24 protein-coding genes are annotated in these 26,477 nt (G+C 24.3%); 1 reads left to right on the forward strand and 23 read right to left on the reverse strand.

The window, feature by feature from the left end; genetic code table 4:
- Positions 1–3 precede the first annotated feature (3 nt).
- On the reverse strand, positions 4–732 hold the full coding sequence (locus SFLOR_RS03950; protein ID WP_100916783.1) for a hypothetical protein: 729 nt from the start codon (positions 730–732) through the stop codon (positions 4–6).
- A gap of 119 nt (positions 733–851) precedes the next feature.
- Here SFLOR_RS03950 and ispH point away from each other — a divergent pair, with 119 nt between their 5' ends.
- Positions 852–1,736: a 4-hydroxy-3-methylbut-2-enyl diphosphate reductase gene (gene ispH, locus SFLOR_RS03955; RefSeq protein ID WP_100916784.1), complete on the forward strand. Its 885-nt coding sequence runs from the start codon at positions 852–854 to the stop codon at positions 1,734–1,736.
- Here ispH and SFLOR_RS03960 read toward each other — a convergent pair.
- The 22 genes from SFLOR_RS03960 to dxr all read right to left on the reverse strand — a co-directional run bounded on the left by SFLOR_RS03960 (position 1,733) and on the right by dxr (position 26,476).
- Positions 1,733–2,110 (reverse strand): hypothetical protein, encoded by a 378-nt coding sequence (locus tag SFLOR_RS03960; RefSeq protein ID WP_100916785.1) that lies wholly within the window; start codon positions 2,108–2,110, stop codon positions 1,733–1,735. The two genes, ispH and SFLOR_RS03960, sit on opposite strands and share 4 nt — an antisense overlap.
- A gap of 22 nt (positions 2,111–2,132) precedes the next feature.
- Positions 2,133–2,927, reverse strand: coding sequence for a Nif3-like dinuclear metal center hexameric protein (locus tag SFLOR_RS03965; RefSeq protein ID WP_100916786.1), 795 nt, complete (start codon positions 2,925–2,927; stop codon positions 2,133–2,135).
- Positions 2,920–3,615, reverse strand: coding sequence for a tRNA (adenine(22)-N(1))-methyltransferase (locus SFLOR_RS03970; protein WP_100916787.1), 696 nt, complete (start codon positions 3,613–3,615; stop codon positions 2,920–2,922). Before SFLOR_RS03970 ends, SFLOR_RS03965 begins: the two co-directional genes overlap by 8 nt.
- A 1-nt stretch (position 3,616) precedes the next feature.
- A complete protein-coding gene (locus SFLOR_RS03975) occupies positions 3,617–5,005 on the reverse strand; it encodes a sigma-70 family RNA polymerase sigma factor (RefSeq protein ID WP_100916788.1) in 1,389 nt (462 codons plus the stop codon).
- The gene (gene dnaG / locus SFLOR_RS03980; protein WP_100916789.1) at positions 5,005–6,957 is read right to left on the reverse strand and encodes a DNA primase; all 1,953 of its coding nucleotides are present in this window, start codon (positions 6,955–6,957) and stop codon (positions 5,005–5,007) included. Before dnaG ends, SFLOR_RS03975 begins: the two co-directional genes overlap by 1 nt.
- 16 nt (positions 6,958–6,973) lie before the next feature.
- Positions 6,974–8,341, reverse strand: a complete 1,368-nt coding sequence (locus tag SFLOR_RS03985; protein WP_100916790.1) for a glycine--tRNA ligase — start codon at positions 8,339–8,341, stop codon at positions 6,974–6,976.
- 103 nt (positions 8,342–8,444) lie between these two features.
- Positions 8,445–9,227 carry a DNA repair protein RecO gene (gene recO / locus SFLOR_RS03990; RefSeq protein ID WP_100916791.1) on the reverse strand — a complete coding sequence of 261 codons (783 nt, stop codon included), beginning with the start codon at positions 9,225–9,227 and terminating at the stop codon, positions 8,445–8,447.
- A gap of 9 nt (positions 9,228–9,236) precedes the next feature.
- On the reverse strand, positions 9,237–10,139 hold the full coding sequence (era, locus tag SFLOR_RS03995) for a GTPase Era (RefSeq protein WP_100916792.1): 903 nt from the start codon (positions 10,137–10,139) through the stop codon (positions 9,237–9,239).
- 11 nt (positions 10,140–10,150) lie between these two features.
- Complete coding sequence (locus SFLOR_RS04000; protein WP_100916793.1) at positions 10,151–11,299, reverse strand: hypothetical protein; 1,149 nt, start codon at positions 11,297–11,299, stop codon at positions 10,151–10,153.
- Positions 11,300–11,334: 35 nt separating this feature from the next.
- Positions 11,335–12,006: a hypothetical protein gene (locus SFLOR_RS04005; protein ID WP_100916794.1), complete on the reverse strand. Its 672-nt coding sequence runs from the start codon at positions 12,004–12,006 to the stop codon at positions 11,335–11,337.
- A gap of 61 nt (positions 12,007–12,067) precedes the next feature.
- The gene (locus SFLOR_RS04010) at positions 12,068–12,802 is read right to left on the reverse strand and encodes a hypothetical protein (protein ID WP_100916795.1); all 735 of its coding nucleotides are present in this window, start codon (positions 12,800–12,802) and stop codon (positions 12,068–12,070) included.
- Positions 12,803–12,822: 20 nt separating this feature from the next.
- The gene (locus SFLOR_RS04015; protein ID WP_100916796.1) at positions 12,823–13,545 is read right to left on the reverse strand and encodes a hypothetical protein; all 723 of its coding nucleotides are present in this window, start codon (positions 13,543–13,545) and stop codon (positions 12,823–12,825) included.
- Positions 13,546–13,559: 14 nt separating this feature from the next.
- Positions 13,560–13,967 carry a cytidine deaminase gene (cdd, locus tag SFLOR_RS04020; RefSeq protein WP_100916797.1) on the reverse strand — a complete coding sequence of 136 codons (408 nt, stop codon included), beginning with the start codon at positions 13,965–13,967 and terminating at the stop codon, positions 13,560–13,562.
- 14 nt (positions 13,968–13,981) lie between these two features.
- Positions 13,982–14,392: a diacylglycerol kinase family protein gene (locus tag SFLOR_RS04025; RefSeq protein ID WP_100916798.1), complete on the reverse strand. Its 411-nt coding sequence runs from the start codon at positions 14,390–14,392 to the stop codon at positions 13,982–13,984.
- Between the two features lie 89 nt (positions 14,393–14,481).
- Positions 14,482–16,050, reverse strand: a complete 1,569-nt coding sequence (locus SFLOR_RS04030; protein ID WP_100916799.1) for a hypothetical protein — start codon at positions 16,048–16,050, stop codon at positions 14,482–14,484.
- An 83-nt stretch (positions 16,051–16,133) separates the two neighbouring features.
- Positions 16,134–16,607, reverse strand: a complete 474-nt coding sequence (gene ybeY / locus SFLOR_RS04035) for an rRNA maturation RNase YbeY (RefSeq protein WP_100916800.1) — start codon at positions 16,605–16,607, stop codon at positions 16,134–16,136.
- Positions 16,608–16,630: 23 nt separating this feature from the next.
- A complete protein-coding gene (locus SFLOR_RS04040) occupies positions 16,631–17,008 on the reverse strand; it encodes a hypothetical protein (protein ID WP_100916801.1) in 378 nt (125 codons plus the stop codon).
- On the reverse strand, positions 17,008–19,035 hold the full coding sequence (locus SFLOR_RS04045; protein WP_157806956.1) for an ATP-binding cassette domain-containing protein: 2,028 nt from the start codon (positions 19,033–19,035) through the stop codon (positions 17,008–17,010). Before SFLOR_RS04045 ends, SFLOR_RS04040 begins: the two co-directional genes overlap by 1 nt.
- 41 nt (positions 19,036–19,076) lie before the next feature.
- Positions 19,077–19,562: an LSm family protein gene (locus SFLOR_RS04050; protein ID WP_100916803.1), complete on the reverse strand. Its 486-nt coding sequence runs from the start codon at positions 19,560–19,562 to the stop codon at positions 19,077–19,079.
- A gap of 70 nt (positions 19,563–19,632) precedes the next feature.
- Complete coding sequence (locus SFLOR_RS04055; RefSeq protein ID WP_100916804.1) at positions 19,633–24,081, reverse strand: PolC-type DNA polymerase III; 4,449 nt, start codon at positions 24,079–24,081, stop codon at positions 19,633–19,635.
- 25 nt (positions 24,082–24,106) lie between these two features.
- On the reverse strand, positions 24,107–25,348 hold the full coding sequence (gene rseP, locus SFLOR_RS04060) for an RIP metalloprotease RseP (protein WP_100916805.1): 1,242 nt from the start codon (positions 25,346–25,348) through the stop codon (positions 24,107–24,109).
- Positions 25,349–25,351: 3 nt separating this feature from the next.
- Entirely contained in the window at positions 25,352–26,476 is a 1,125-nt protein-coding gene (gene dxr, locus SFLOR_RS04065; protein WP_100916806.1) for a 1-deoxy-D-xylulose-5-phosphate reductoisomerase, read from the reverse strand.
- Position 26,477: the final 1 nt, after the last annotated feature.

Raw genomic sequence — 26,477 nt, forward strand, 5'->3', positions numbered from 1 at the left:
TTTTTAATTATTTTTCTTTTTACTTTTTTTACTATCAAGTTTCTCAAGTTTTAATTTACGCTTTTTGTCTTTTTGTAAAAGTCTTCATTGATTAAATACCTCAATAAGTTTTTGAATTTGTCTTCCCAATCAACAAAGTGCCAATCAAAGAGTTCAAAATAAGATAATTGCTGTAAAAACACAACCTATTGCATAGTATACAATTCCACTTACTCCTGCAATTCTTTCTGCTATATTATCACTAAATGCTCCTGGAACTGCTATGTATGCTTGATGAGGAAGTATTCCTCCCCCATTAATATAAGTTAAAAGTCCTGGAATTATAAAAAATATAACAGCTATTCCTGAAAAGTGAATGAAAGTTGTTCAATATAAATATTTATCTTTTGGTACATTAATAAATTTATCGCTCAATTTTTCCTGAATCAATCAATTTGCAAATGTAAAATACAATATTGGAATAATTGGAATAATTGGAAGACATCCAATAACTGTTGCTGCAAATATAAAACCTTGAGCAGATTTTGGTTCTACTATTGATTCTCCAAATAAAAAATATAGTCCTTTAATTCAATAGTAAAATCCACCATTTTTATGTGGTACTGCATAAGAAAGACTTAGCATAATTATTTGAAAAATAAATAGACATGCTATTATAAATACCATTCAAAAAATTTTGTACAATCTTTTATATGGTTTTAATTTTATTAAAAAATTACTAAACTTTTTCATATTTTGCTCCATAGTAATATTTTAAATGAAAATATGATTTATAAATTAGAAAAAAACAAAAAAAATATAGTATTTTTTTACTAATTTTAAATAGTAAAATAAATAAGATGAGGTGTTTTATGAATGTTTTAAAAGTAACTCCAAGAGGTTTTTGTCTTGGAGTAGTCAAATCAATAAAAATGGCAAAAGATGCAATTAAAATGTATCCTCATAAAAAAATTTATATGATAGGTCTTTTAGTTCATAACAAAATAATAGTAAAAGAATTAGAAGAACTTGGAATAATTGCTATAGATGATTGAAAGAAATCACGTTTAGAAATAATAAAAACAATTCCTAAAGGAAGCGTTGTTATTTTTTCAGCTCATGGAACAGATCCTAAAGTTGTTCAGTTAGCTCACGAATTAGAATTAATAGTTGTGGATACAAAATGTGAATGAGTTTTAGAAACAGAAGAAATCATTCAAAAGTATTTAAGTTTACACTATGATGTTATTTTTATAGGAAAGCACGATCACCCAGAAACAATCGCTTTAACAAGTTTGGACAAGAAAAGAATTCATTTAGTTACTAATTTAAAAGAAGTTGAAGATCTAAATATTGTAAATACAGATATTTTTATAACAAATCAAACAACTCTTTCAATAATCGATACTGAGTTAATATATAAAAAAGTAAAAGAAAAGTATCCTAATGTTGTTTATAAAAATGATATATGTGAAGCAACTCTTGTAAGACAACAAGCAGTATTAGATTTAAATCCTAAAGAAGTAGATTTATTATATGTAGTTGGTGATGAAAGAAGTAACAATACTTTAAAATTAGTTGAATTAGCTCAAAATAAAGGGATTAGATCTATTAGAATAAATAGAAAAGAAGAAATAAATTTACAGGACTTAAAGAATGTAAATACAGTAGCTGTTACTGCTGGTGCATCAACTTCAAGTATTATTCAAAATCAATTTATTAAATATTTAGAGGAATTAAAAAATGAAACTAATTAATTAGTTTCATTTTTTATTGTATTTTTTGCTTTGTTTTTAGTGTCTTTTTGATCTTCTTCTTTTGTTCTAGTATATTTATATTTAGCAATTAAAAATAAAATACCACAAGGAAGATTTCCAGATATAAAAGAACCAACTATACTAAATATTGAAGCTGTTTTCTGTTTTCTGTAACGTTTTATAGAAGAAATTAATCCCATAATTCCCAAAATTACTATTAAAACTGAAGTAATTGTCAATCCTGTAAAAAGTCCCTTATTTTCATCATCTTTATAAACTAAAGTAGTAATAAAAGCTGATAGAGCTAATAAAGTATATATTGCTTTTACAACAATTCCTGCAAAAAAATATTTTTTTGATTTTTTAAATTTCATAAGTATTTTGCCCTTTTATGTTTTAATAGATTATAAATGTATTTTTAATATCAAATGCACTAATTTCAACTTCATTGTCAAATGTTTTTAATAATTTGTTTCTTAAATCATCAATAAAATGATTTTCCATGTAATGACCAAGAGTTAACATATCCATATTATTTTGATCAGCATAAAGTCACTCATTTCATTTAGCCTCTCCAGTTATAAAAAAAGTATTTTGTAACTGTAATTCCATCATAGTTGATGCTCCACTTCCAGAAGTTAAATAAATTCTATCAATTTCCTTCTCCAAATTAGAGTTTCTTGTTAACAATGCCTGTTGTTTTCCAAATATAAACTTAAATTTGTCAATTGTTTCTTTTAAACTAACTGCTCTTAATAATTTAATTTTATAACCTTCATTTGATAAACCTACTTTGTCTACACTTTTAACATTTAATTGTGTTTCAATTAAATCAATAATGTTTTGTTTATCACTGTTATCATAATTTGTATGTATTGAAAAAATTTGAATTTCATTTTTTATACACATATCATAAATTTCTTTTTTAGCTAAATTTTTCATTTCAATTTCTAAATCCATAAATAAAAATGGATGTCTACTTATAATAAAATTTGATTTTTTTTCAATTGCATAGTTTACAACTTCTTTTGTAACATCAAGACAAATAACAATATGTTCTATTTCATCTTGACTTTCTAAGTTATAAACTTCTTCTAATTGAAAACCAACTTTATCTCATTCAGCTGCATTTTTTTGTGGAAACATATCGTTTAAATAATTAGTTAAAGCATTTGCTTTGATTTTATTCATTTATTAAAGTTCTCCTTTTTAAAAGTTTACTAATTTCTTTTTTTCGCTTTAAAGTAACTTTATATTTTTTATCCTTTTTAGGGATTTGTTGCAATAGCTTAAAAAGTTTTTCTTCTTCTTCTAATCATTTTTGTAGAAATAATTTATTTTTCTCATCTTTAATTAGTAATGGACCAAATAAGATATCTCTTTTATTTCTTATTTTAGTTCCTGCAAATTTATTGATTTTAATAATTTCATAAATAATCTTGTTATCTTCAACAATTAATTCTCTCTCTACAAAATATTTTTTTTCCTTAGTTCATTTTCTAATTGGTTCTAAATTAGTATTTGAAGCAATAATATAAGAATAAATGTTTTCATTATCCTTTTTAAGGATATCTAAAATAGAAGATGAACCCATTCCTGCTATAATACATGAATCCAATTTTATTTGATTTAACATAGTTCATTCAATACCATCTGCAAGTATTGTTTCTACTTTGTCAGCAACTCCAAAAGAAGTTAAATTATTCTTTGCAACTTTAAGTGGTCCTAATGCCACATCAGTTGCATATATTTTCTTTGCTTTTCCATCTTTAGCCAAATAAATAGGAAGATAAGCATGATCTGTTCCAATATCTGCAACTACTTCGCCTTCTGTTATTAAACTGGCCAATGAAAATAAGCGTGGAGTAAGAAAACTCAAATTATCCTTTGAAGAAATCTTTTAAAGCTTTTGCTTTAGGATTTGATGCAGATGGCTTGAATTTTCTAATTGTTTTTGCTTCAATTTGCCTAATTCTTTCTCTTGTAACTTTTAATTCTTTCCCTACTTCTTCTAGAGTTTTTGGTGAATCATATTTTGAAAGATGAAATTGAATAGTGGGATTGTTATATTTTTGAATTTTTTCAATTGATGTATCATAGTGAATATCTAAATCTGCAATTGCTTGTTTTAGTTGTTCACAATTTTCATCTTCACACTCTTCTGCAAGTCTAATTAAAGTTCTTAATTTAGTTGGTAAGATACCAAATCTCATTCTTACAACTTTTTCTTCTCTTGGAGCTAAAATATCGCTAAACACTTGATCTATAACTTCTCTTAAAGCTTCTTTTTCTGCATATTCATCTGGAGAAGAAATATCTTTATCTTCAACAAAGTCACCAAAGTGTGTATCATCTTCATCTCCAAATGGTTTTTCTAAACTAACTGGCTCAATTGATAATTTTTTAATTTCAATAACTTTTTGTGAAGTAATTCCTTTTCCAAAAGTTTTTGCAATTTCTTTTGATGTAGGTTCTCTTCCTAATTCTTGAGTAAGTTGTCTTTCAATTCTTGTAAGTTTATTAATTGTTTCTACCATATGAACTGGAATACGAATTGTTCTTGCTTGATCTGCAATTGCTCTAGTTATAGCCTGACGAATTCATCATGTTGCATAAGTTGAAAATTTGAATCCTTTTTTATAGTCAAATTTATCAACAGCTTTCATTAAACCAATATTTCCTTCTTCAATTAAGTCTGCAAAGTCTAATCCCCTGTTTAAGTGTTTTCTAGCAACTGAAATAACAAGTTTTAAGTTAGAAGTAATTAATTTATCCCTTCCCTCTTTTGCGATTTCTGGATCAGAATCTTCTAGCATTTTTGCATATTCAACTTCTTCATCTTTTGTTAAAATTTTTGAAGAACCGATTTGATTAAAATATGATTTAATGATATCTTGAATTTTAGTTTCATTGCTAATTCCACCCACTCTATATTTAACGGGTGTATTATTTTCATTTGCTTTTTTTAGATCTTTTCTTTCTTTATCTCTTTTTCTAAACTCTCCTTCAAGTTCATCAGCTTCATCATCAAGATCTTCATCAAGATCATCTTCATCTTCGTCAATAAAGTCATCTGTAAAAACTACATCTCTTTTAGCAAGTTCATCAAAAAGTAAACTTACCTCATCTTCATCTATATCTTGAAATTTTTTAAAAATAACTTCTTGTATTTCTTCTTGAGCTATTTCATTATCATTTTTATCTAAATAATTTCAAAGATATTCTTTAAAATCCTCAATTGTTTCAAATTTTTTTAAATTTAGTGCCATTATATTTTTCTCCTTTTTTCATAAATTTTATTTCTATCTTTTAATAATTGTTCAATATGCTCTGCAAATTGAATTTTAAGTTCTGGATCTTTTGCTAAATGCATTTTTTCATTATAAGTCTTTATTTCATCTTCAATATTGTAGAGTTCAATTGCATCAAAGCAATCTTGTATACCTTTCTGTGATAAGGTTTTTTGTAATGAAGAGAAATGCCTATTTTTAATTTCATATATGTATTCACAATATTTGGAACCAAGTTCTTTTAAGTCATTTGCAATTTGTTCTCAATTGTGACCAAAATACTTATTTTCCCTATACTGATTAATTATAAAATTTAATATTTTTTTGACTCCAACAGATTCAATAATATTTATTTTTTTCAATAATTCATCTTTTAAAGAATCATCTTCCAATAAATTTCAAATTAGAGCTGCTTCAGCAAAATTTTTTGAACTTTTACTATCAATAATCTTATATTTAGTTTGTTCAATTTTGTCTTTTTTAATTGTGTCATAAGCATATTCTGGAATTTCAAAGTTGGAAGTTTCCTCATCAACATAACTATTCATCATTCTATTTATATAATCTTCATTATTAATAAAATTATTTTCATATTGATTATTTAAGTTATTTTTATCTACTTTCGTTAATGAAGGTTTTATTTTTTCTTTTTCTTGATTAAAAGTATTTCTAATTGTATTTCTTTCCAATTTAGTGATTTCAGATAAGTTTAATATGGCAGAATCTATTATACTTTCATTGGATTCATACTTTAGAATTGAAATAACTTTATTAATAAATTCACTAACTTTAATTGAATTTTTTATATCAAGATCTTTTGAAAAATATCTTGATGCAAAATTTGCCGGGTGAATAGAATTTTCAATCATTTGATTAATCAGATTCTTTTCTCCTAATTTAACAAGTTCATCTGGATCTTTTCCCGTATTATTTTCAATTACAGTTACATCTATTTTCTTTTCGAGTAGAAATTGAGATATTTTTAAAGCAGCATTTACTCCCGCTTTATCTCCATCTAAAAATAATTTATATCGTTTAGCAACTCTTGAAAAGAGTCTTATATGATAATCACTTAAGCTTGTTCCCATAATAGCTACAGTATTTTTTATATCAATGGATTCTAAACTTATTACATCCATAAAACCTTCTAAAATAATAATTTCATTTTTTATTCTAGCTTCTTTTTTTGCACAATCAAAATTATATGCTAATTGTGATTTTTTAAAGATTAGATTTTCACTACTATTTTTATATTTGGGACTTTCATTTGCATCAATTACTCTTCCAGAAAATCCAATTATATTTCCATCTTCATCTGTAATTGGAAATATTAATCTATTTTCAAAAGCACAATTATAATCTATTCCATTTTTATAAACAATTTGTGATTCAAAGATATTTTCTTGTGAAAAACCAAGTTTAATTAAATAATCATATAGTTTTACTTTATTAGGACAAAAACCAATTTTAAATCTTTTAATTTCTGTATTAGTTATTCTTCTTTCTTTTAAATAATTTCTTGCTTTAGCTGATAAAGAAGAAATTAATAAACCATTGAAAAAATCAGCTGCTGCTTTATTAATGTCAAATAAAATGCTTTCTTTTGAATTATACTTAGGCTTATCATCAAAGTCTTTTAAACCTTCAATTTTAATATTTAAATCTTTTGCAATTAATGATAATGCTTTAAAAAATGTTATATTGTTAAACTCTTGAACAAATGTTATAAGATTGCCACCAGTTCCACAAACAAAACATTTAAATATTTTTTTATCTGGAGACACATTTAATGAAGGATCTGAATCATCATGAAAAGGACAAACAGAAACATAGTTTCTTCCCTTTTTTTGAAGATCAATATATTTGCCAATAACATCAACGATATTGGCTTTATTTAAAACTAAATCAATTTGTTGTTGTGAAATTGACAAACTATCCCCTCCTTGATTAAATTAATTTTTTTACTAAATATTCTTTAATTTTTGTAATTTCAATTCTCTCTTGATTCATTGTGTCTCTATTTCTTATAGTTACACAATTATCAGTTTCTGTATCAAAATCAATTGTTATACAAAATGGAGTACCTATTGCATCTTGTCGTCTATATCTTTTTCCAATATTTCCTGTTTCATCAAAAGTTGCATCAAAGTCAATTAAAAGTTCTTTATAAAGTTTATTAGCTTTTTCTTTTTGTTGTTTTTGTAAAGGCATAACTGCAACTGAATAAGGAGCAAGTTTATAAGGAAGTTTCATTACAACTCTTTCTCCACTTTCAATTTTTTCTTCAGCATAACTTTGACAAAAAATAGCTAATAATAATCTTTCAACTCCAACACTTGGTTCAATAACATTAGCTAAGTATTTTTGATTTGTTTCTGGATCTAAGTATGTTAAATCTTGACCAGAATGACTTTGATGTTGATTTAAATCAAAGTCACTTCTATGAGCTATTCCTCATAATTCTCCTCTTCCAAATGGAAAATTAAATTCAATATCTACTGTTCTTTTAGCATAGTGAGCAAGTTCTTCTTTGTTATGTTCTCTTATTGAATAATTTTTTTTATCAATTTGAATTATTTTTTCTAAGAAGAATTTTACTTTTTCTAATCAATATTCAAATCAGTCATTTGAATCATTTGGAGAGAAAAAGAACTCTAATTCCATTTGTTCGAACTCTCTTGTTCTGAAAATAAAATTACCTGGAGTAATTTCATTTCTAAATGATTTACCAATTTGTCCAATTCCAAAAGGAAGTTTTTTTCTTAAAGCTCTTTGTGAATTTTTATATTGTGTAAAAATTCCTTGAGCTGTTTCAGGTCTTAAATATACAGTTGAAGCTTCATCTTCAACTACACCTTGATTAGTTTTAAACATTAATGTAAATTGTCTAATGTTTGTAAAATCATTAGACTCACATTTAGGACAATTAACTTCATTTTCTTTAATGAACATCTCAATTTCTTGATTTGTTCATCCCCCAACATTCATTTCTGTAAACTTTTCTTCAATTAATTTGTCTGCTCTAAAACGTGATTTACACTTTTTACAGTCTATTAAAGGATCATTGAAATTACCTAAATGACCTGAAGCTCCTCAAACTTTTGAATTTAATATAATTGATGAATCCAAACCTATATTATATTCATTTCTTCTTACAAAAAAATCTCATCATAGTTTTTTTAATTTATTTTTAATTTCTGCACCTAATGGACCATAATCTCATGAATTGGCAAGCCCTCCATAGATTTCTGAACCTTGAAATACAAATCCTTGTGACTTCAAGTGAGAAATTAGTTTATCTATTTCTATCTTCATGGTTCTCTCCTAACAATAAAAAAAGCAAACTTCTAGTTTGCATATATCGAGATACTTAGGAATTTTCTAACATATATTAGTTCTTGTCAATACAATATAAGTGTTATTTATATTTATTTGCTTCTATTTCATTCACAATTAAAGCAACAGTTTCTTTCAATAATTTTATTGGCCCCATATAAATACCAAGTACATTTTCATAATAATTTACAACAATATTGTGCAATACTATTAAATCTGTATAAAAATACTTTTGCTCTACATTAAAATGAATTGTTTTTCTGTTAATATTTGCAAATAATTTAATAAATGATTCTGGTTGTACTTTTTCACCAGGTCATAAACATCTGCTACAAACAAAACCATATTCACTATATTCAAATCTCACTAGTGGTGCTGTTGTCTTTTTACATCTTACACAACCTTTAATTCTAAAAGGTTGAATAGATTCTTGTATTAAATAAGTTATAAAAAATAAATAATTTATAAAAGGATTTTTATTATTATTTATATTTTCTAAAGAGAAAATAAGCATCTTAAAAATTTTATAGTTTTTATCACTAATTTGTTCTATTTGATCAAGAATTTTAAATATAATTGAACAATAAATATAATTATTATAATTTTGAGCTATTTTAAAATAGTCTTTTTTTAAAACTCCTGTTTTTAATTTACTTATTTTTTCTTCTTTTCTAGCTTTAAAAATTTCAAAATCACTTAAACTAAAAGTTTGAATAGAATATTTATTTTTAGATGTTGATTTATTCACACCTAAAGCAATAAAAGATAGTTTTCCAAATTGTTTACTAAACACTTTAACAATTTTTGCAAAGTCATCATAATCAGTTGATTCAATAACTATTGCATTTATTTTTATTGCCCCCATTTATTTCACCTAATAACTATCCTTATCATAGCCTAATTGTTTAATTAGTGAAGCTGACTGTCTTCATTTTTCTTTTGTTTTGACAAATAACTCCAAATAAAATTTTTTATCAAATAAATGTTCAAGTTTCTCTCTTGAATTAATTCCAATTGACTTAATTTTATCTCCCTTATTTCCAATAATAATTCCTTTTTGACTTTGTCTTTCACATATTATTGAAGCAATTACTTTAATGATATCTTTTTTTTCTTCAAATTTATCAATTAAAATAGCAACTGAATGAGGAATTTCTTGTTCAGTTTGTAACAAGATTTCTTCTCGAATAATTTCTCTTATTAAAAAACGTTCTGGTTGATCTGTAAAAGTATCATCAGGATAAAACTTAATACCTGTTTCAGGTAAACTACTTTTAATTTCATTTAAAAGTTCATTTAAATTATTTCCCATTGTAGAAGAAATAGTTAAAATTTTTTCAAATTTAAAATCTTGTTGCTTTCATTCTTTTACTTTTGTTTCTAATCGATCTGATTTTACTAGATCACTTTTAGTTATAACTAAAAATACAGGAACATCACGTTCTTTTAGAGCATTTAAAATAAATTTATCATTATCTCCAATGAATTCATCTGCTGGAGCTAAAAATAAAATTAAATCTACTCCTTTTGTAGAAGATAGAGCAACTTTATTCATAAATCTTCCTAATTCATGTTGTGCTTTGTGAATTCCAGGTGTATCTACAAAAATGTATTGTGCATCACTATGTGTCAATATACCATTTATTCTATTTCTTGTGGTTTGTGCTTTATTTGTAACAATTGATACTTTTTTTTCTAATAAAGTATTTAAAAGTGTTGATTTACCAACATTTGGTCTTCCAATAATACTGATAAATCCTGATTTAATTTTTTGCAATTTCTTTTCTCCTAAATTATATCTTCTGATTCTTTAATCTTTTGTTCTACTTCTTTTTCTTCTATAAATTCTTCAAAATCATCGTCATTTTCAAACATATTTAATGCAACAGCTTTAATTTCTTCTTTATCCTTTATGGTTCAAGTATATCTTATTGCCGAGCTTAATGATAACATTCAAGGAATAAGCAATATTAAATATAAATAGTGATATCACATTGATGAAAGATATGCTACATTTTGTACCATATAAAGACCATAGATTATAAATGCAAATAAAAAGAGTTGATTTGTTCAATAAAATATTAAACTTATTCTATTATAAGGTATGACATAAGAAGATAAAAAGATGATATATCCTGAAACAAGTATTATATATTTAACAACATTAAAATTAGTTGATGCAAAAACATCCATTAGATGAAATACACTAGCAGAAACAACTAAAAATCATCCAGCAGTTATCATCAAAACTCTTGCTTTAATTTCTCCAGGAGTAACCCATGTTTTGAAAATGAAACCATTTTCTCTATCTTCTGTTTTTCTATATCTTTCAATTCTAATTCATTCTCTATTTCACATATTTATATCTTTAAAAATTGATTTTAACGGAGCATATGAGAATAAAGCAATAAAAATAGCAAATATTCACAATCATTGTGTTTTAAGTATTTCAAGAAGCTGAGAAATATCTTGAAATTTATGAAGAATTCCCACTCAATCTAATACAAATAAAAAGCTTCCATAAAGCAATCCCTCTGAAATATATAGAATATTAAATATTGTTGTAAAAATAGTGGTTCCTTTACCCATTGTCATATTTAACATAACAATTAAAACTGCTGACATTATAAATAAATGATAAATTTGAATAAACATAAATGTATTTAAAACATTTATTTGGTCTTGATATAATCATAAATCTTGTGAATTTATTGAGTTTATTGGATTGTTCATATATTTTTGAACTACAATTCTTGCATAAAAGAAGAAAGCAATTCAAATAACTTGAATGGGCATACTATAAATTACTTTACAACAGCACCTTAACCTTGCAAGATAATCTCCTTCAGAGACCATCTTTACTTGTTTAGACTTTAAAAAAACTCTTGTAAAAAATTCACCAATTTTTCCTCTTATTAAGTAATTTGTTTTTCTCATATTCTCACCACCTTTTTTAATTATTACTACTATTATTATTTAAAAAATATATTAATTACAATTAATGAAAATCCCACAACAGGAGCTCCTCAAGATATTCAATAAACTATTTTATAATCTTTTCAAACCTTTTCTTTTTTAGTTAAATTAATTTGTCTAACTTGATCATTTATTACAGTTTTTACTTTGGTAAATTCAGTATATTTTACTAAACTTGTAAGTGCATTGGCAAAAAAGAATAATACTCAAATAGAAACTATACCACTATCTGATTTCATTTTTGTCATATTAAAAAGTCAATCTAATATATCTAAATAAGATCCCCCACCAATGACCAAAATTGTTAAAACTCAGATTCCAGTTTGCAATCAAGATTTTTTTCTAATTGTTGAATTAATATGTCTTTTTGCAAATAGTTCATTAAAATATCATACAACTTCTCTTGAATTATAGTCCATTGCACCTCTAAAAATAGTTTTTGCATAGTCAATATCTTTATACAATCTTGTTTTAGAAATACCTGACATTTGTGATAATTTTAAGTCATATTTCAGCTTTTCAAATAGCTTTTCTCCATCAACTCTAGTGTGAAGTCTTTGTTTTAAAATCTTTCTTTGAATATCACAAAAAATTAAAGGAGCTAAAATTATAATAGCTAGACCAATTGCAGCTAATACATCTGTTACGATTGTATCTCATCTTATCATTTTATTTCTCCTTTATAATATATAAAATTATATAAAAAAACTAGGTAAAAACCTAGTTATCTTAAGCATAATTTTTTTTAATATGTTTTAAGTATTCTTCAGATTTCAAAATTCAAAGATTAGTTAATTTTTTAAAGTTTTCTCCTTCAATTCATTCTCTTTGCTTTAAGTGTAAAATTTCTTCATTTAATGAGTTTGAAATTGAGATTATTTCTGCCATTTCAATATAATTTTCTGGCAAGGTAATAATTGGTCCAAAACCTTTAAAAATTAAAACCATTTGTAATAAAAATCAACAAAATAACTTAGTATTTGATCCAAATGTTCCCTTAACATAATTTTCATGTAAAAAAATTGAAAATTCTAATATTATTTCTTGATAATTTTTTAATGTTTGAACTTTCTTCAATATACCTGATAATGCCATATAAACATCATTATCTTCTCTTTTATTTTCAATTAAAAATAAATCATAAACTCTAGCATCCTTATTTAAGATTAGATAAAGTTCTTTATAATCAAAAACTTTGCAATGAGGATAACTTGATTTATTTTTTTTCATTTCAGACTTTTTTTCTAAAATAATTCTTTTAACTTCTAATCAAGCATCTATTAACATAGTAAGATTTCTATTTTTTATGTCTGTTTTATCTTCTGTTTTATTAACTATTTTTAATTTAGTTGCATTCAAGATTTCTTCAAAAGAATGTTCATCACCAATAAACTTTAAACAATTAAAGATATTGTGTGATCCAACATTAATTCAAAAATTATTATTATTTCAATATCTACTCATTTAAAATATAACCCCTTTTTTTATTCAAAAATATATTTTTTCTTTTCGTGATTTGAGAAAAATTCAATTTTATCCTTAAAAATTGAAACAAGTTCTCTAAATTCTTTACATAAACTAAAATTTTTACTATTATTTTCTTTTACAAATTGAATTATGTTTTCATGTAAATAAAATAATCTTTTTATTTCATGTTGATCTTCAAAAATAGCTACCCCATATCCTCTAGAAATCATTACTGTTTCTACAAGTCAGATTAAATATCTAAATGTTATTTTTCCTAAAAAATCATTTGCAGTTAAATCATATGCTGCTGCTAATAAATATTCAACAAGAGAGTCAAAAGTTTCTACTTTAGTCATTTTTACAATAATTCTTTCTAATTTAGATAAAAAAGATTTACTTTCTTTTGTTTCTCCTTTAAACATATCAATATATGTTCTTTCTGGATGAACACTTTCGTATAAAATTGTAAACTCATCTAAAATTAGTGTATCAACTCTTTTTTGATACTTTTTCTCAAATTCTTTTATTTTTAAAATTATTTCTCTTACAGTATCTCAAGCTTTTATATAATTAATAACTTCAGGTTCAAAATCTTTTGCTACTTCTTTATCTAAATATTCTTTTTCAACAATTAGTTCATAAATTTCATCTTTTGATGAACTAATATTTACTAATTTTAAATATGAATAAACAAAGTCTGCTCCTTTTTCATTTCAAAATTGATCACTTCTATAAAACATATCATATCTCCCTTTTATTTTATGTTTTTACTTGTAAAAGCATATGGTAAAAAATCTATCACTTTAAATGAATTAACAAATTTGTTTTTATTATAAACTCAAATTTCTTGATTTTCTAAAAGTAATTCAAAAAGTGTTTGTCGACAAGTTCCACATGGAGAACCTAATTCTTCTGAATCTGTATATAGAGCTACAATTTCTACATCATTTTTATTATAACCTTGTGCTATCATTTGAGTTAAAGCTGACCTTTCAGCACATATAGTAGGATTATAAGCTGCGTTTTCTACATTAACACCCTTTATTTCATTACCATTTTTTAAATAAATTATACAAGAAACTCTGAAATTTGAATAAGGTGCATAAGCATTTTTTCTAAGTTCTTTTAAATCACTATAAACTTTATCTTTATTTAAACTCATATTTTCATTCCTCACTAATTGAATAAATTACTAATTGTTTCTATTAGTTTTGGTAAATAAATTAAAAAGCCAATAACAACAGAGAGTAAAGCATTAATAATACTTGCTGCAGCACAAATATCTTTTATCTTTTTTGCTTGAATATTATATTCAAAACTTAGCAAATCTACAAAATTTTCAATTGAGGTATTTACAAATTCAAATCCTGTCAACACTCCAATTGTAAGAATCACTATTGACCATTCAATAGTAGAAAGTTTGATTCAAATACCTAGTCCTATTGCAAGAATAACAACTATTAAATATACAATTAAAGTTGATTCCTCCTTAAACGCAGTATAAATCCCTCTTGCTGCATTAACAAATTTATTTTTTACTCTTGTACCAACTTTGGTTTTCTTTTTAATATCATTCTTTTTTGCCATATATTTACACCTTTATTCTGCTCTTTTATTATACTTTAATTAACTTTTAATTTGCAATATATAAAAAATGCCTTTTAAGGGCATTTGAATTATTTTTTTACTTTTCTTGATCTAACTTTAATAATAATTAAATAAAAAGCTGTTACAGTTATTGCTGTTGCTGCTATTGAACCAACTGCAATTCATAGTGATTTGTTATTTCATATTGAGTAAGTGTATTCTCCAAAGAAATCGCCTTTGTAAAGATTTTTGTAATTTAATAATTTTGAATAATTAGTTGATCTTTTTAAATTTAACTTACTTCCAAAACCATCAACAACATGACCCATCTCGTGTATTAAGACGCTATATTTATTTGGACTACTTCAAAATCCTGCTTTATATTGATCATTAAATTTCTTATAAGTTAAACTAGGACCTGTAATTACAATATAGGCATATTCAGTACTTACAATTTCTTTGGTTGAAGGATCTAGACTATATTGTGTAGCAGTATAACCCATAGTACCTTGACTACTAGTTCCATCATCACTTATCAATGGAAAATCAGGACTTATTATCAAAGCAGATAACATTTTATCAACTCATTCTTCTCTCTTAATTAAATTAAAAAGTGCATTATACATTTTTAAAGTAAGCTCTTTTAATTGATTTGTATGGTCTTTTGTTCATTTTTCATTATCAATTCTTACATTTGGAGTTTGTGATAAATAGTTTTTCTCCATATTTTCATAAATATATGAAAATCAAACAGCACTATGATTATTTATATCCTTAGAAGAATTTTGCAATTTAGTATCAAGTTCTTCAAATGAATTAAAATATTTTTTATTAAAATTATTAAATGAATCAATTGATTCTTGGCTAGCTGGTGTATATGAGTCATACATTCATTTAGAAGTTATACCATTAATAGTTGTTATATCTTTAAAAAGAACTACCTCACGAGATTCTTTAATAATTTGCGAACTAATCTTTGATAAAGCATTTTGTGAATTATTATTAGATCAAATAACTGACTCATTATTATATTGTAAATTTAAAGAATTAGATTCTTTTTGTTTTAAAGTTGCATTATATTTTACTTTTGAAGCTGAATTTAAATCAGAATTAATTAATTCTACTGTTTTATCAGAAATAGTTTTATTTTCTTTATAATTATCATTATATCTTCCACCAACTGAGATAATTTCAGGCAATATATTTATATAAAAATTATTTGTAATTTCTCAACTTTTATTTTTTAGATCATCATCTGTATTTAATCACTTACTAAAACTTTCTGCAAAAAATTCTGCATCACTTGTAGCACCATAAATACTTGGCATAATTGTTGATGCTAAGATATTTTGAATAGTCAATTCTTTATACATGTCTGATTTATTTCCTGTTACCATTATATTTTCTCTTATTGAATTAATATCATCTTCATTTACTTTTATGCTATTTGCATAATAGTATTTTAAAAGACGACCATAATACATAACTTGCTTATTAGGTTCTATTAAACTTTTATAAGTTATTGACTCTTTTATATTTTTTTGTTTAGTTGTATTTAAAATTAAATTATTTACTGAATTTTCTTTTATAACTTCATATGTTGAAGTTGTATAAGAAAATGGATTTAAAAATGCTCAAAACATTATTAAAAATTTCATTTTTCCACTACCTTTATTCTTATTTTAATTTTACTTCAAATTGTTAATTATATAAATAATACTAAAAAAATAAAAAAATCCCACTAAAAAGACATAATATATTTAATATTTTCACTTTTCAAAATATCATCTGTTAATTTAAACATTTCCTTTGCATCTTGTTCATTAGTTTCGTGGTCAAAACCCAATATATGAAGCAAACCATGTACAAACAATCAAGCCATTTCTTCTACAATTGTATGATTGTAATTTTTTGCTTTATTTTGTGCTTCACTAAAAGTGATAAAAATATCACCAATCTCTTTGAAATCTAATTGATCGTAAATTCCAAACTCATCATTAATTGGAAAAGATATTACATCTCCAACATACTCTTTTTGTCTATATTGTTTATTTATTTCTTTTGATTTATCTTTATCAATATAGTTTACAGACAAACTTAAATTTTTCTTTATACCCAATATTTTTTTAGTAGAAATTAAAAGATTTCTAAATAAGCTTTCATATTCTTTTAAAGATTCTTTTGTTTCATAATTAAATTCTAATAAGTCACCCATTTTTTTAATCTCCTATTTAAGTTTTAAAAAATATTTGATAATAAATAAGATAATAGAGACACTTTTTCTCCATATATCAAAACATTATTTGAAGGATATTTAATACTTCCAATATTGTTTATATTAATCTTTATTAAAGAATTACTATATTCTAGTTTTGAAGCATTAACAAACATATTTCCTTGATTTGTTTCTAAAATTATATAATCAATTAAGCTTATATTCAAATTTTTAGAACTTAATAAATACAAATCCTTTTTTATAATTCCTTGTTCATCAATATATTCTTGTATATAAACTGATCCATAAAAAGTTTGTTGCTTTTTAAGCAAAGCTAATGACAATAAAAATAATAAGAGAAATATTAAAAGAAAATAAAGCATTTTCAACTCTTTTTTCACTAGATTACCTCCACTCTTTTTTCAAAGAAATTAGAATAAGCTAAATCATGGTCACACATTATAATTAAGCTACTTTTTTTATATTCCATAAAAGTTTTAAATAGAAAATAAGCAGTATGTTTATCAACATTACTTAAAGGTTCATCAATAAGATACAAGTCTTTATTTGTAAAAAATAAGGCTATAAAATTAATAATTTGTCTTTGACCTTTGCTCAAGTTATAACCATTGTCATAAATTCTTTTTGTTAAATCTATATTGTTTCTTTCCAAAATTTCGATTAAGTGAAAGTCTTGTAAAATTTGAAAATCTACTTTATTTTTAAACTGTTGAATATTTTGCCATACAGTTCCATTAAACAAATAATCATATTGACCTAAATATATCGTTTTACTCAAAAATGAGTTTTTATCTAAGTTATTAAAATTTATATTGTGATTAACAATTAATTCCCCTTCATATTTTTCATAATGTCCAGATAAAAGTTTTAACAAAGTAGTTTTACCACTACCACTTTTCCCATGTATAAATGTATTTTTATCAAACTCAAAATTAAAATCTTTTAATAAACAAGAATCACTTTTATATTTATATAAATTTTTTGCAGTTATATTCTCTATTTTATTTATTTTTTTGTATTCAATATTATTATCCTTAGAATTGAAAATAAAATTTAATGATTTATCAGCAATTAATGTTTCTTGTATATTTAAAATAAAACTTTCAATATTACTAAAAAAAATATTTATATATGAGCTAACTGCTGTATAGAAAAGTAAATCAGGTAAAGAGTATTTTTCTTGATTTATATAAATAATTGATATATAAAATATTAAATAAAAAAATAGCTTATTTGTTAAAGAAAATAATACTTGAGTCTTACTATCTAAATTAAAGATATTTTTAGTTTCTTTAATAGTAGATAAGTAATTTTTATAGTTTTCAGTTTTAATTTCTAGCTCAATATTTTTATATTTTATTTCTTCAAATCCATCTAATAACTGTCTATAACCAAGAAAAAATTCAATTATTTTTCGCTCTTTTCTTAATTTTAACTCCTTCATAAAATAAAAACATACAATTGATAAGCAAACAGAAATTAAATTCTGAACTAAAACTAAAGTTAAAATAAAAGGAGATATTAAAAGTAAAAATAATGAAGACATAAGAAAAAGAGTTAAGCCCAATGGTAAAGATATTGTACATTGACTTATAAAATCAGACATAGAATTTATATAAGATAATTTTTTTATTCATTCTTCTTTTGAAAAAGAGTTAAATTTTTCAATATTAAGATCTACAAGTTTGGTTTTATAAAAGCAAAATATATCTTTTGTAACTTTATTTTTTATTGTAAATATTATTTTATTAATAAAATAAGAAGTTATTGTTTGAACTACAAAAATTAAAGCAAAAGTTAAAAAAATTAATTGCATTGTTTTATTGTTTTTTAAATTTATATTATCCATATAAATTTTTATAAAATTATTACTAATTAAAATTAAGACATTAAGCAATATTGAAACAATAAATAATAATGATATTTCTAGTTTAAATTTTTTTAAAAAAGTAAATCAATTAAGTAGACTCTTATTTTTAAAATTTACTTTATCAAATACTTTTGTAGTTGATAAATATCCTTGATATATTTTTTTTATTTCATCACAACTTACTCATTTTAAATCATTTAAATTTGGATCAGCTATTAAGAACTCATTTTTTCGTTTTTTATAGACAATTATAAAATGATCCAAATCATTATCATTTAAAACATTTAAAACTATCGGATTTGTAATATCTATTTCTAATAGTTCATTAAAGTTGCATGTATAAGATACAAATTCAATTTTATATTTAGTCAATAAATTCTCAATATCATATAAACTTAACATTTCATCATTTAAAGAATTTTCAAATTTAATTTCTTCAATTCCAAAATCTTTATTATGATAATAATTTATTAACATTGAACTTATTGCAATACCACAATCATTTTCTCCTTTTTGCTTTAAAAACTTATAATTCAAATTTATCACCAATGAATTAATCGTTTAAATAATACAAAAAATTAAAATTTAATTGCAAATCTAATAAATTCTATATCATCTCATTTTAATTTAACTTTTTTTGGTCTTCCTTTAATAAAGAAATCAAATATAAATTCGTCATCTTTAAATTCTGTTAATGTTGCAGAAAATTCTGTAAAAGTTTCAATGGGATTAATAGTTTTTAAGAAAAAATAACTTCCAACATTGCTTTTTAAAATTTCTAATGTCCTTACAACTCTTTCTGCTCCTGCACTGGCAACTTCTAATATATATGGATCTTTAAGTTCTTTTATGTCATCTAATAAAGTAGAAAGATTTTCATTAGCTTTAATTAATAAATCAAAATCCATATTTTTCTTATTAGCATCTTTATTTTCTACCAAAACTTGTAATACTGTTGATTCAAAATCATTTACAATATTTAATTCATAAAGTAGAAAATCACTTTCGCTAAGAATTTCTTTTATATTATCTAAATATTTATCTTTTACAATTTCTAGTGACATAGCTACCTCTTTTATAAATTAATTTTATATTATTTTAGGTTAATAACTAAAAAAAGATAATGATTTTCATTTAAAAATTAAATGAAAGTTGCTCATCATCTTTTAAGTTATCAGTTATTTTAAGTTTTGCAAATATCTCAATTTGTGTCTGTGTTACTTGTGTTCTTTGTTTTAAATCATTAACACTTGTTATTTGTCTATCTTTTCGTGCATTAACAATAGATTTTGCCACAGCTTCTCCAAGAGAGTCAATAACGTTAAATGGAGGTATTAATATTTTTTTATTATCCTCTTTAAAAATAACAAATCTATTACCTTCTGAGATATTAAAATCAATATTTTTAATTTCTATGCCTCTTGCAAACATCTCTAATAATACTTCATAAACTGTGATTAAAGAGATTTCTTTTGCAGTAACTGGAAGTTTATTATTTAGTCTTTGTTTAATATCTTCAATTGATGCTTTAATTGCTTCTTTTCCTTTTAAAGCAGTTTCTAAATCAAAGAAATCTGCTCTAGTTGAAAATCAAACAGCATAATATTCTTCTGGATAGTAAATTTTATATCAAGCTACTCTGTAAGCCATTAATACATAAGCAGTGGCATGAGCTTTTGGAAACATATATTTAATTTTTAAACAACTGTTAATATATCATTCAGGAACATTGTGGTTTTTCATAAGAGCAATTCACTCTTTTGAAAGTCCTTTTCCTTTTCTAACACTTTCCATAATATTAAATGAATTGGAAGAGTCTAAACCTTTTGACATTAAATAAACCATAATATCATCTCTACAACCAATAACAGAAGATATATTTGCAACACCATCTTTAATTAAAGATTGAGCATTTCCAACATAAACATCAGTTCCATGACTTAATCCTGAAATTTGAACAAGATCTGCAAATGTTTTAGGTTTTGTTTCTTTTAACATATTTCTAACAAATTGAGTTCCAAATTCAGGAAGTCCAATTGCACCTGTTGTTTCTCCAAGAATTGATTGTGAATCGATTTTTAGAGCTGAAAGCTCAGAAAATAAAGAGTAAACTTTTTTATCATTTGTTGGGACTTTAATTGGATCAAATCCAGTTAAATCATATAACATTCTTAAAGCAGTTGGATCAACGTGTCCTAAAATATCCATTTTCAATAAATTATCATGAATTGAGTGAAAATCAAAATGTGTTGTTCTTCAATCACTTGTTTCATCATCTGCTGGATAATTTACTGGTGTAAAATCTTCAATTTCATATTCTTTTGGAAGAATAATAATTCCCCCTGGATGTTGTCCTGTTGTTCTTTTAACTCCTGTTGATAAACTTGCAAGTCTTTCAATTTCAGCTTTTCTAATTAAATCTAAATTAGCATTTTGTTTTTCAAAATATCCCATTGTAAATCCATAAGCTGTTTTTTCAGCAACAGTTGATATAGTACCAGCTCTAAAAACGTTATTTTCACCAAAAATTTCTTTAGTAAAATTATGAGCAATTGGTTGATATTCACCTGAAAAATTTAAATCTATGTCTGGAACTTTATCTCCATCAAATCCTAAAAAAGTTTCAAAAGGAATATCATGACCTTCTCCAATTAATTTTGAATTACATTTTGGACACATTTTATCTGGCAAATCATATCCACATTTAAATTCTTCAGATGTATCAAAATCTGAGTATTTACATTCAGTGCAAATATAGTGAGCTTTAAGTGGATTTACTTCTGTGATTAAAGATGTTGTTGCCACAAATGAACTTCCAACAGATCCACGACTTCCAACTAAATAACCATCATCATTTGATTTCTTAACTAATAAATGACTTATTCAATAAACCACTGCAAAACCATGTTTAATAATTGAAGCTAATTCTTTTTCTAAACGTGTTTTAACAATTTCGGGTAACTCTTCTCCATAAATTGCTTTGGCATTTTTATAACATTCATCTGTTAATAATTTATCCACATTTTCTATATTAGGTGGATATGAACCAGATTTAATAGGAATTATATTTTTATCAATTAAATCTGAAAGAGCTAATGAGTTTTGAATTACTATTTCATTTATTAATTCACTATTTTCTAATCATTTAAACTCTTCTAACATTTCATTTGTTGTTCTCAAATGTTGATCAGGATTATCTTTTACTCTTTGTTTGAAATCATAAAGTGGATGATAAACTCCTCCCAATCCTTTTGTATTTATATAAATATCTCTAATTTGTTTTAATTCAGGATCTATATAGTGAGCATCACTTGTTGCAATAATTTTTTTATTTAATTTCTTTGAAACTTCAATTATTTTTAAAATTACTTTTTTCAAACAGTCCATAGTTAAATCATCAGTTTGCAATAATTTTTTGTAAACACTCAATGGTTGAATTTCTATATAATCAAAAAGATTAATTGCCTCTTCTAGCATTTTAAAAGTTCCTGTTCTTGCATATTCAAAAACAATTCCATTAACACATCCACTACCAATTAAGATATTATTTTTTTCTCTCATTTCTAAAAGTTTTGATTGAAATATTTTTGGAGATCCTAAAAAATTCTCTGTATGAGAATAAGAAATTAGCTTATATAAATCTTTTAATCCATCTTGATTTTTTGCCAATACATTGACATGAAAACCTCTAGATCTTCTAAAATTCTCATTCTCAAATTTATTTTTATTAAATTTATTTCAATCTGAGTCAACATCAATTGGAGTAATTTTTTTAGCTTCACTTCACATATGTTCATACATATTTGTAAGTACTTCTGCATCATAGTCAGCACGGTGAGCAATTTTTTCATCATATAAAATTTGATATGCTTTAGCAACAGTTCCTAATCGATGATTTTTCAATTTTGGTTGTAAAAGTCTTGAAAGTGATAAAGTATCAATTACAGTATTTGTTAATTCACCATAGCCAAGTTTACTTGCAAAAGCTTGTAAGAAGTTAAAGTCAAAGTTAGCATTATGGGCAATAAGAATACCATCTTTAATAATTTCCATTATATTTTTAAACTCAATTTCAATTGAATTTTTGTCTTCTAACATTTCATTTGTAATATGAGTTAAATCTATTGTAAATTTTGATATTGGTTTAGTTGGTTTAATCAAAATATCATATTTTTTTGAAGTACCTTTAGCATAGTCATAAACATTTGCTCCAAATTCAATAATTTCATCATATTCTGGAGATAAACCTGTTGTTTCTAAGTCGAAAACAACAAATTTTGCTTCACGTAAGTTTTGATTCTTAGGATTTTTAATAATTCATGCTTCATCTTGTAACATTACAAGTTCACTACCATAAATTAGTTTTAATTTATTTTCTTCTTCTACACCTTTATTAACATCTAACAGTGCATAGTATGCTTCAGGAAATGCTTGTACATTTAAATGATCTGTAATAGCAATAGATTTTCAACCAAATCTTTTGGCAGCTTCAATATAACTTTTTGCACTACTTACTCCATCCATTACAGACATTTTTGTGTGAGTATGTAATTCAACTCTTTTAACTTTTGCTTCATCTTTTCTATAAGTTTTTTTTGATTCAATTTTCTTGTATTTATTAATATAAAAAATATATCCTTTATCAAAAGTTGAGAAATTGAAATTACCATTAAAAGAAACTCAATCTCCTTTTCTTATAATTTGGTTTTCAAAACCTGTCAGACTTTCTTTTGTCTCTTCTGTTATTTCATCAAAAAAAGTTGGGTCATTATTTCTTTGGAAAAAAATACACATAACTGATGATGTACCATCAGTTATTGCAATATTGTAAATATTTCTTCCTGCTTTAGATTTACGAGTATTTTTAGAGATAACTTCACCTTGAATTGTTACATTTTGAGCATCTTCTTCTAAATCAACTATTTTTTCATAAGTTGGTTTATTTAGAATTTCTTCATTTGATCTATATTTAGTTTTTGACAAAGAATAATTTGGCTTAGAATCACTCATTTCATTTTGCTGATTTGGAATTATTTTAGAAGCCTTTTCATATTTTTCTCTAATTGGTTCTAATACATCTGTTTGTGAATTTTTTTTAACTTTAATTTCTAAATCTATATCTTTAAAACCATATTTTAAAAGTTTATTTTTATAATAATCCTTATGTTCTTCTAAAAGAATTTTTTCAGTTTCATTAGAGACATTAAAAATAACTATTCTGTGCTCATTAAAATACTCAACAGTTGAAGGTGAAAGAATTTTAATTGTTCCTGTTTTAACCTCTGCTTTTTGCTCTTTAACATATTCAATATGATTTCATATTAATTCCTTTGAATAATTATTATTATCAACTAGTAAATTCAATTTTGTTGGAATTAAAGTGTTTGTATTTAAAATAGTTTCAATTTTATTTAATAAATGAATTGGTAAAAAATCTTTAATTTTAATAAAAACTCTCAATTTATTAATACTGGCACTAAATTCAGCTTCTTTATAAAAATGAGCTCCATCAAAATAAACTTCTTCAGATTCTTCTAAAAAAACATTTAATTTTTCAAACATATCTTTTACTTCTTTGTTCATTTTGTTAACCCCCTTTTATATTCTGCTAGACTATAAAATCTTTTATAGTAATTACTACAAATAATAGTAAGAATAAAATTGCTCCAGCTGTATTTACAAAAATTTTATATTTTAAAGGTAACTCTTTTCTTAATATCATTTCAATAAAATTTTCTAATAATCTGTATCCATCAAGTGGTGGTAAGAAAATTAAGTTTAATATAAATAAATTGGCACTAATTGTTGCTACATAAATAAAGAATTGATCTGCACTTTGCAATAGAGTTGCAGTTTGTTTTGCAACTCCCACTGGTCCTACAAGATTTGAGAATTTACCGGTAAATACATTTCCAAGAGCTTCTAAAATTGAAATTGAAGCCTTAAATGTTTCTCCTCATCCAGCTCCATAAGCCTGAGCTGTAGTTTCATAAATTCTATTTGGAGCAGCTATTCCTACTGAGTCACCAGCTTTAATATCTTGCAATTCAGTGATAACTCCATCTTTGTAATTATCCAGTGCATATCCACTGTATTTATCGACTTTTTTGTAAGCAAATTGAATTTTTATATTTTCATGATCTTTTGATAATTTTAAATTATCAATAAAATTATAAACGGTCTTTTTATAATCAACAGCTTTTTGTTCATTTAAACTATTTATTGTTATTTTCTCATCACATTTTGTAGTCTTTGCATCACAAATATTGTCAAATAAAATTTCATCTTTTTCATTTTGAACTGAAATCATTTTTCACCCTCAAATAACATAATCTTGCCCCACATATTCAACATTAATATTTTGACTCTTTTCTTTCTCTTTAATTGCTTTTGCAGCAATTCCTTCTTGGACATAGTTTGCCCCAAAATAAGTCATATCATTTTTCTTTTCTCCAATTGCTGCAAAAATAGTTGTAAATAACAATAATGCAATAAATAAATTCATTAAAGGTCCCGCTAAAATAAAGAACATTTTCTTTCATCTTGCAATATAATCTAATTTTCTATCATCTGGAACCACTTCATCTTCTCTATCACTTGGAGGATCTGCTTTATCTGATGCAATTGAACAATATCCTCCTAGCGGAAATATTCTAATAGAAATTCAAGTTTCTTTTCCTTTGAATACAAAAAGTCTTGGTCCAAAACCAATTGAAAATTCATAAACATAAGCCTTTGCCATTTTGGCCACAACCAAGTGACCAATTTCATGAATAGTTATTAATAATAACATAACTATAATTCCAATAAAAAAAGCTAATACAACCATTCCACTACTTACTTCACTCATTTATTATTCTCCAATTCTTGACAATGTAATTTTTCTTATTGCTTTATCATATTTTAATATTTCATCATAAGTTTTTAATTCTATATTTTCACATTCATTAAAAACCATTTCCACAATTTCTGTTATTTGATAAAACTTTATTTTTCCCTTTAAAAAATAATCTACACATACTTCATTTGAAGCATTTAAAGCAATTGACTTTGAGTTTTTGTATTTAAGACAATTTAAAGCAAATTTAATAGGTTTAAATCTATCTTGATCAATTTCTTTTAGTTCTAAATTAATTAAATCATTAAATTGCATATCTTTTTGTTTATAATATGAAAATCTTTTAGGATAATGTAAAAAATAGTTAATTACTTGTTTCATATCTGGAACAGATAATTGTGCTTTTATTGATCCATCATTAAATCCAACCATTGAATGAATAATTGATTGGGGATGTAGTAAAACTTTTATATTTTTAACTCCAAACAAATAATATGCTTCTAATATCTCAAAAGCCTTATTGAACATTGTTGAACTATCTATTGTTATTTTTTTACCCATATTTCAATTTGGATGTTGTAAAGCATCTTGTAAAGTTACTTTTTTAGTTTCTTGTAAAGTCAAATTTCTAAAACTTCCCCCTGATGCTGTTAAAAATAAAGTAGTTGGTTTATTCTCTTTTTCCAAACATTGAAAAATAGCACAATGCTCTGAATCAATTGGATAAATTTTAGTTTTACTTGTTTTAAGCATTTGATTAATTAAGTTTCCAGCTGTTACAAATGATTCTTTGTTAGCATTTAATAAAACTAAATTTTTTTCAATTGTTTTTAAAGTTACTTGTAAACCATAAAAACCACTTAAAGCATTAATAATTATTTCTTCCTTATTATTAAATAAATTTAAGATATCATCACTTATAAATTCAACTTTTGGAAATTTTATTTTTAAATAAGTGAGCTCTTTTTTAGAATAAATCTTTTTCAAACTTGGAAAAGAAAGCAAAAAAGATTCTACTTCTGAATCATTTTCCCCCACACTAAGTGCTATTAAATTATATTTATCTTTATTTTCTCTTAGCAATTTTATACATTGCTTTCCAATATTTCCTGATGCTCCAAATAATATTATATTTTTCATA

The organism is Spiroplasma floricola 23-6, from assembly GCF_002813555.1.
Taxonomy (GTDB): domain Bacteria; phylum Bacillota_I; class Bacilli_A; order Mycoplasmatales; family Mycoplasmataceae; genus Spiroplasma_A; species Spiroplasma_A floricola.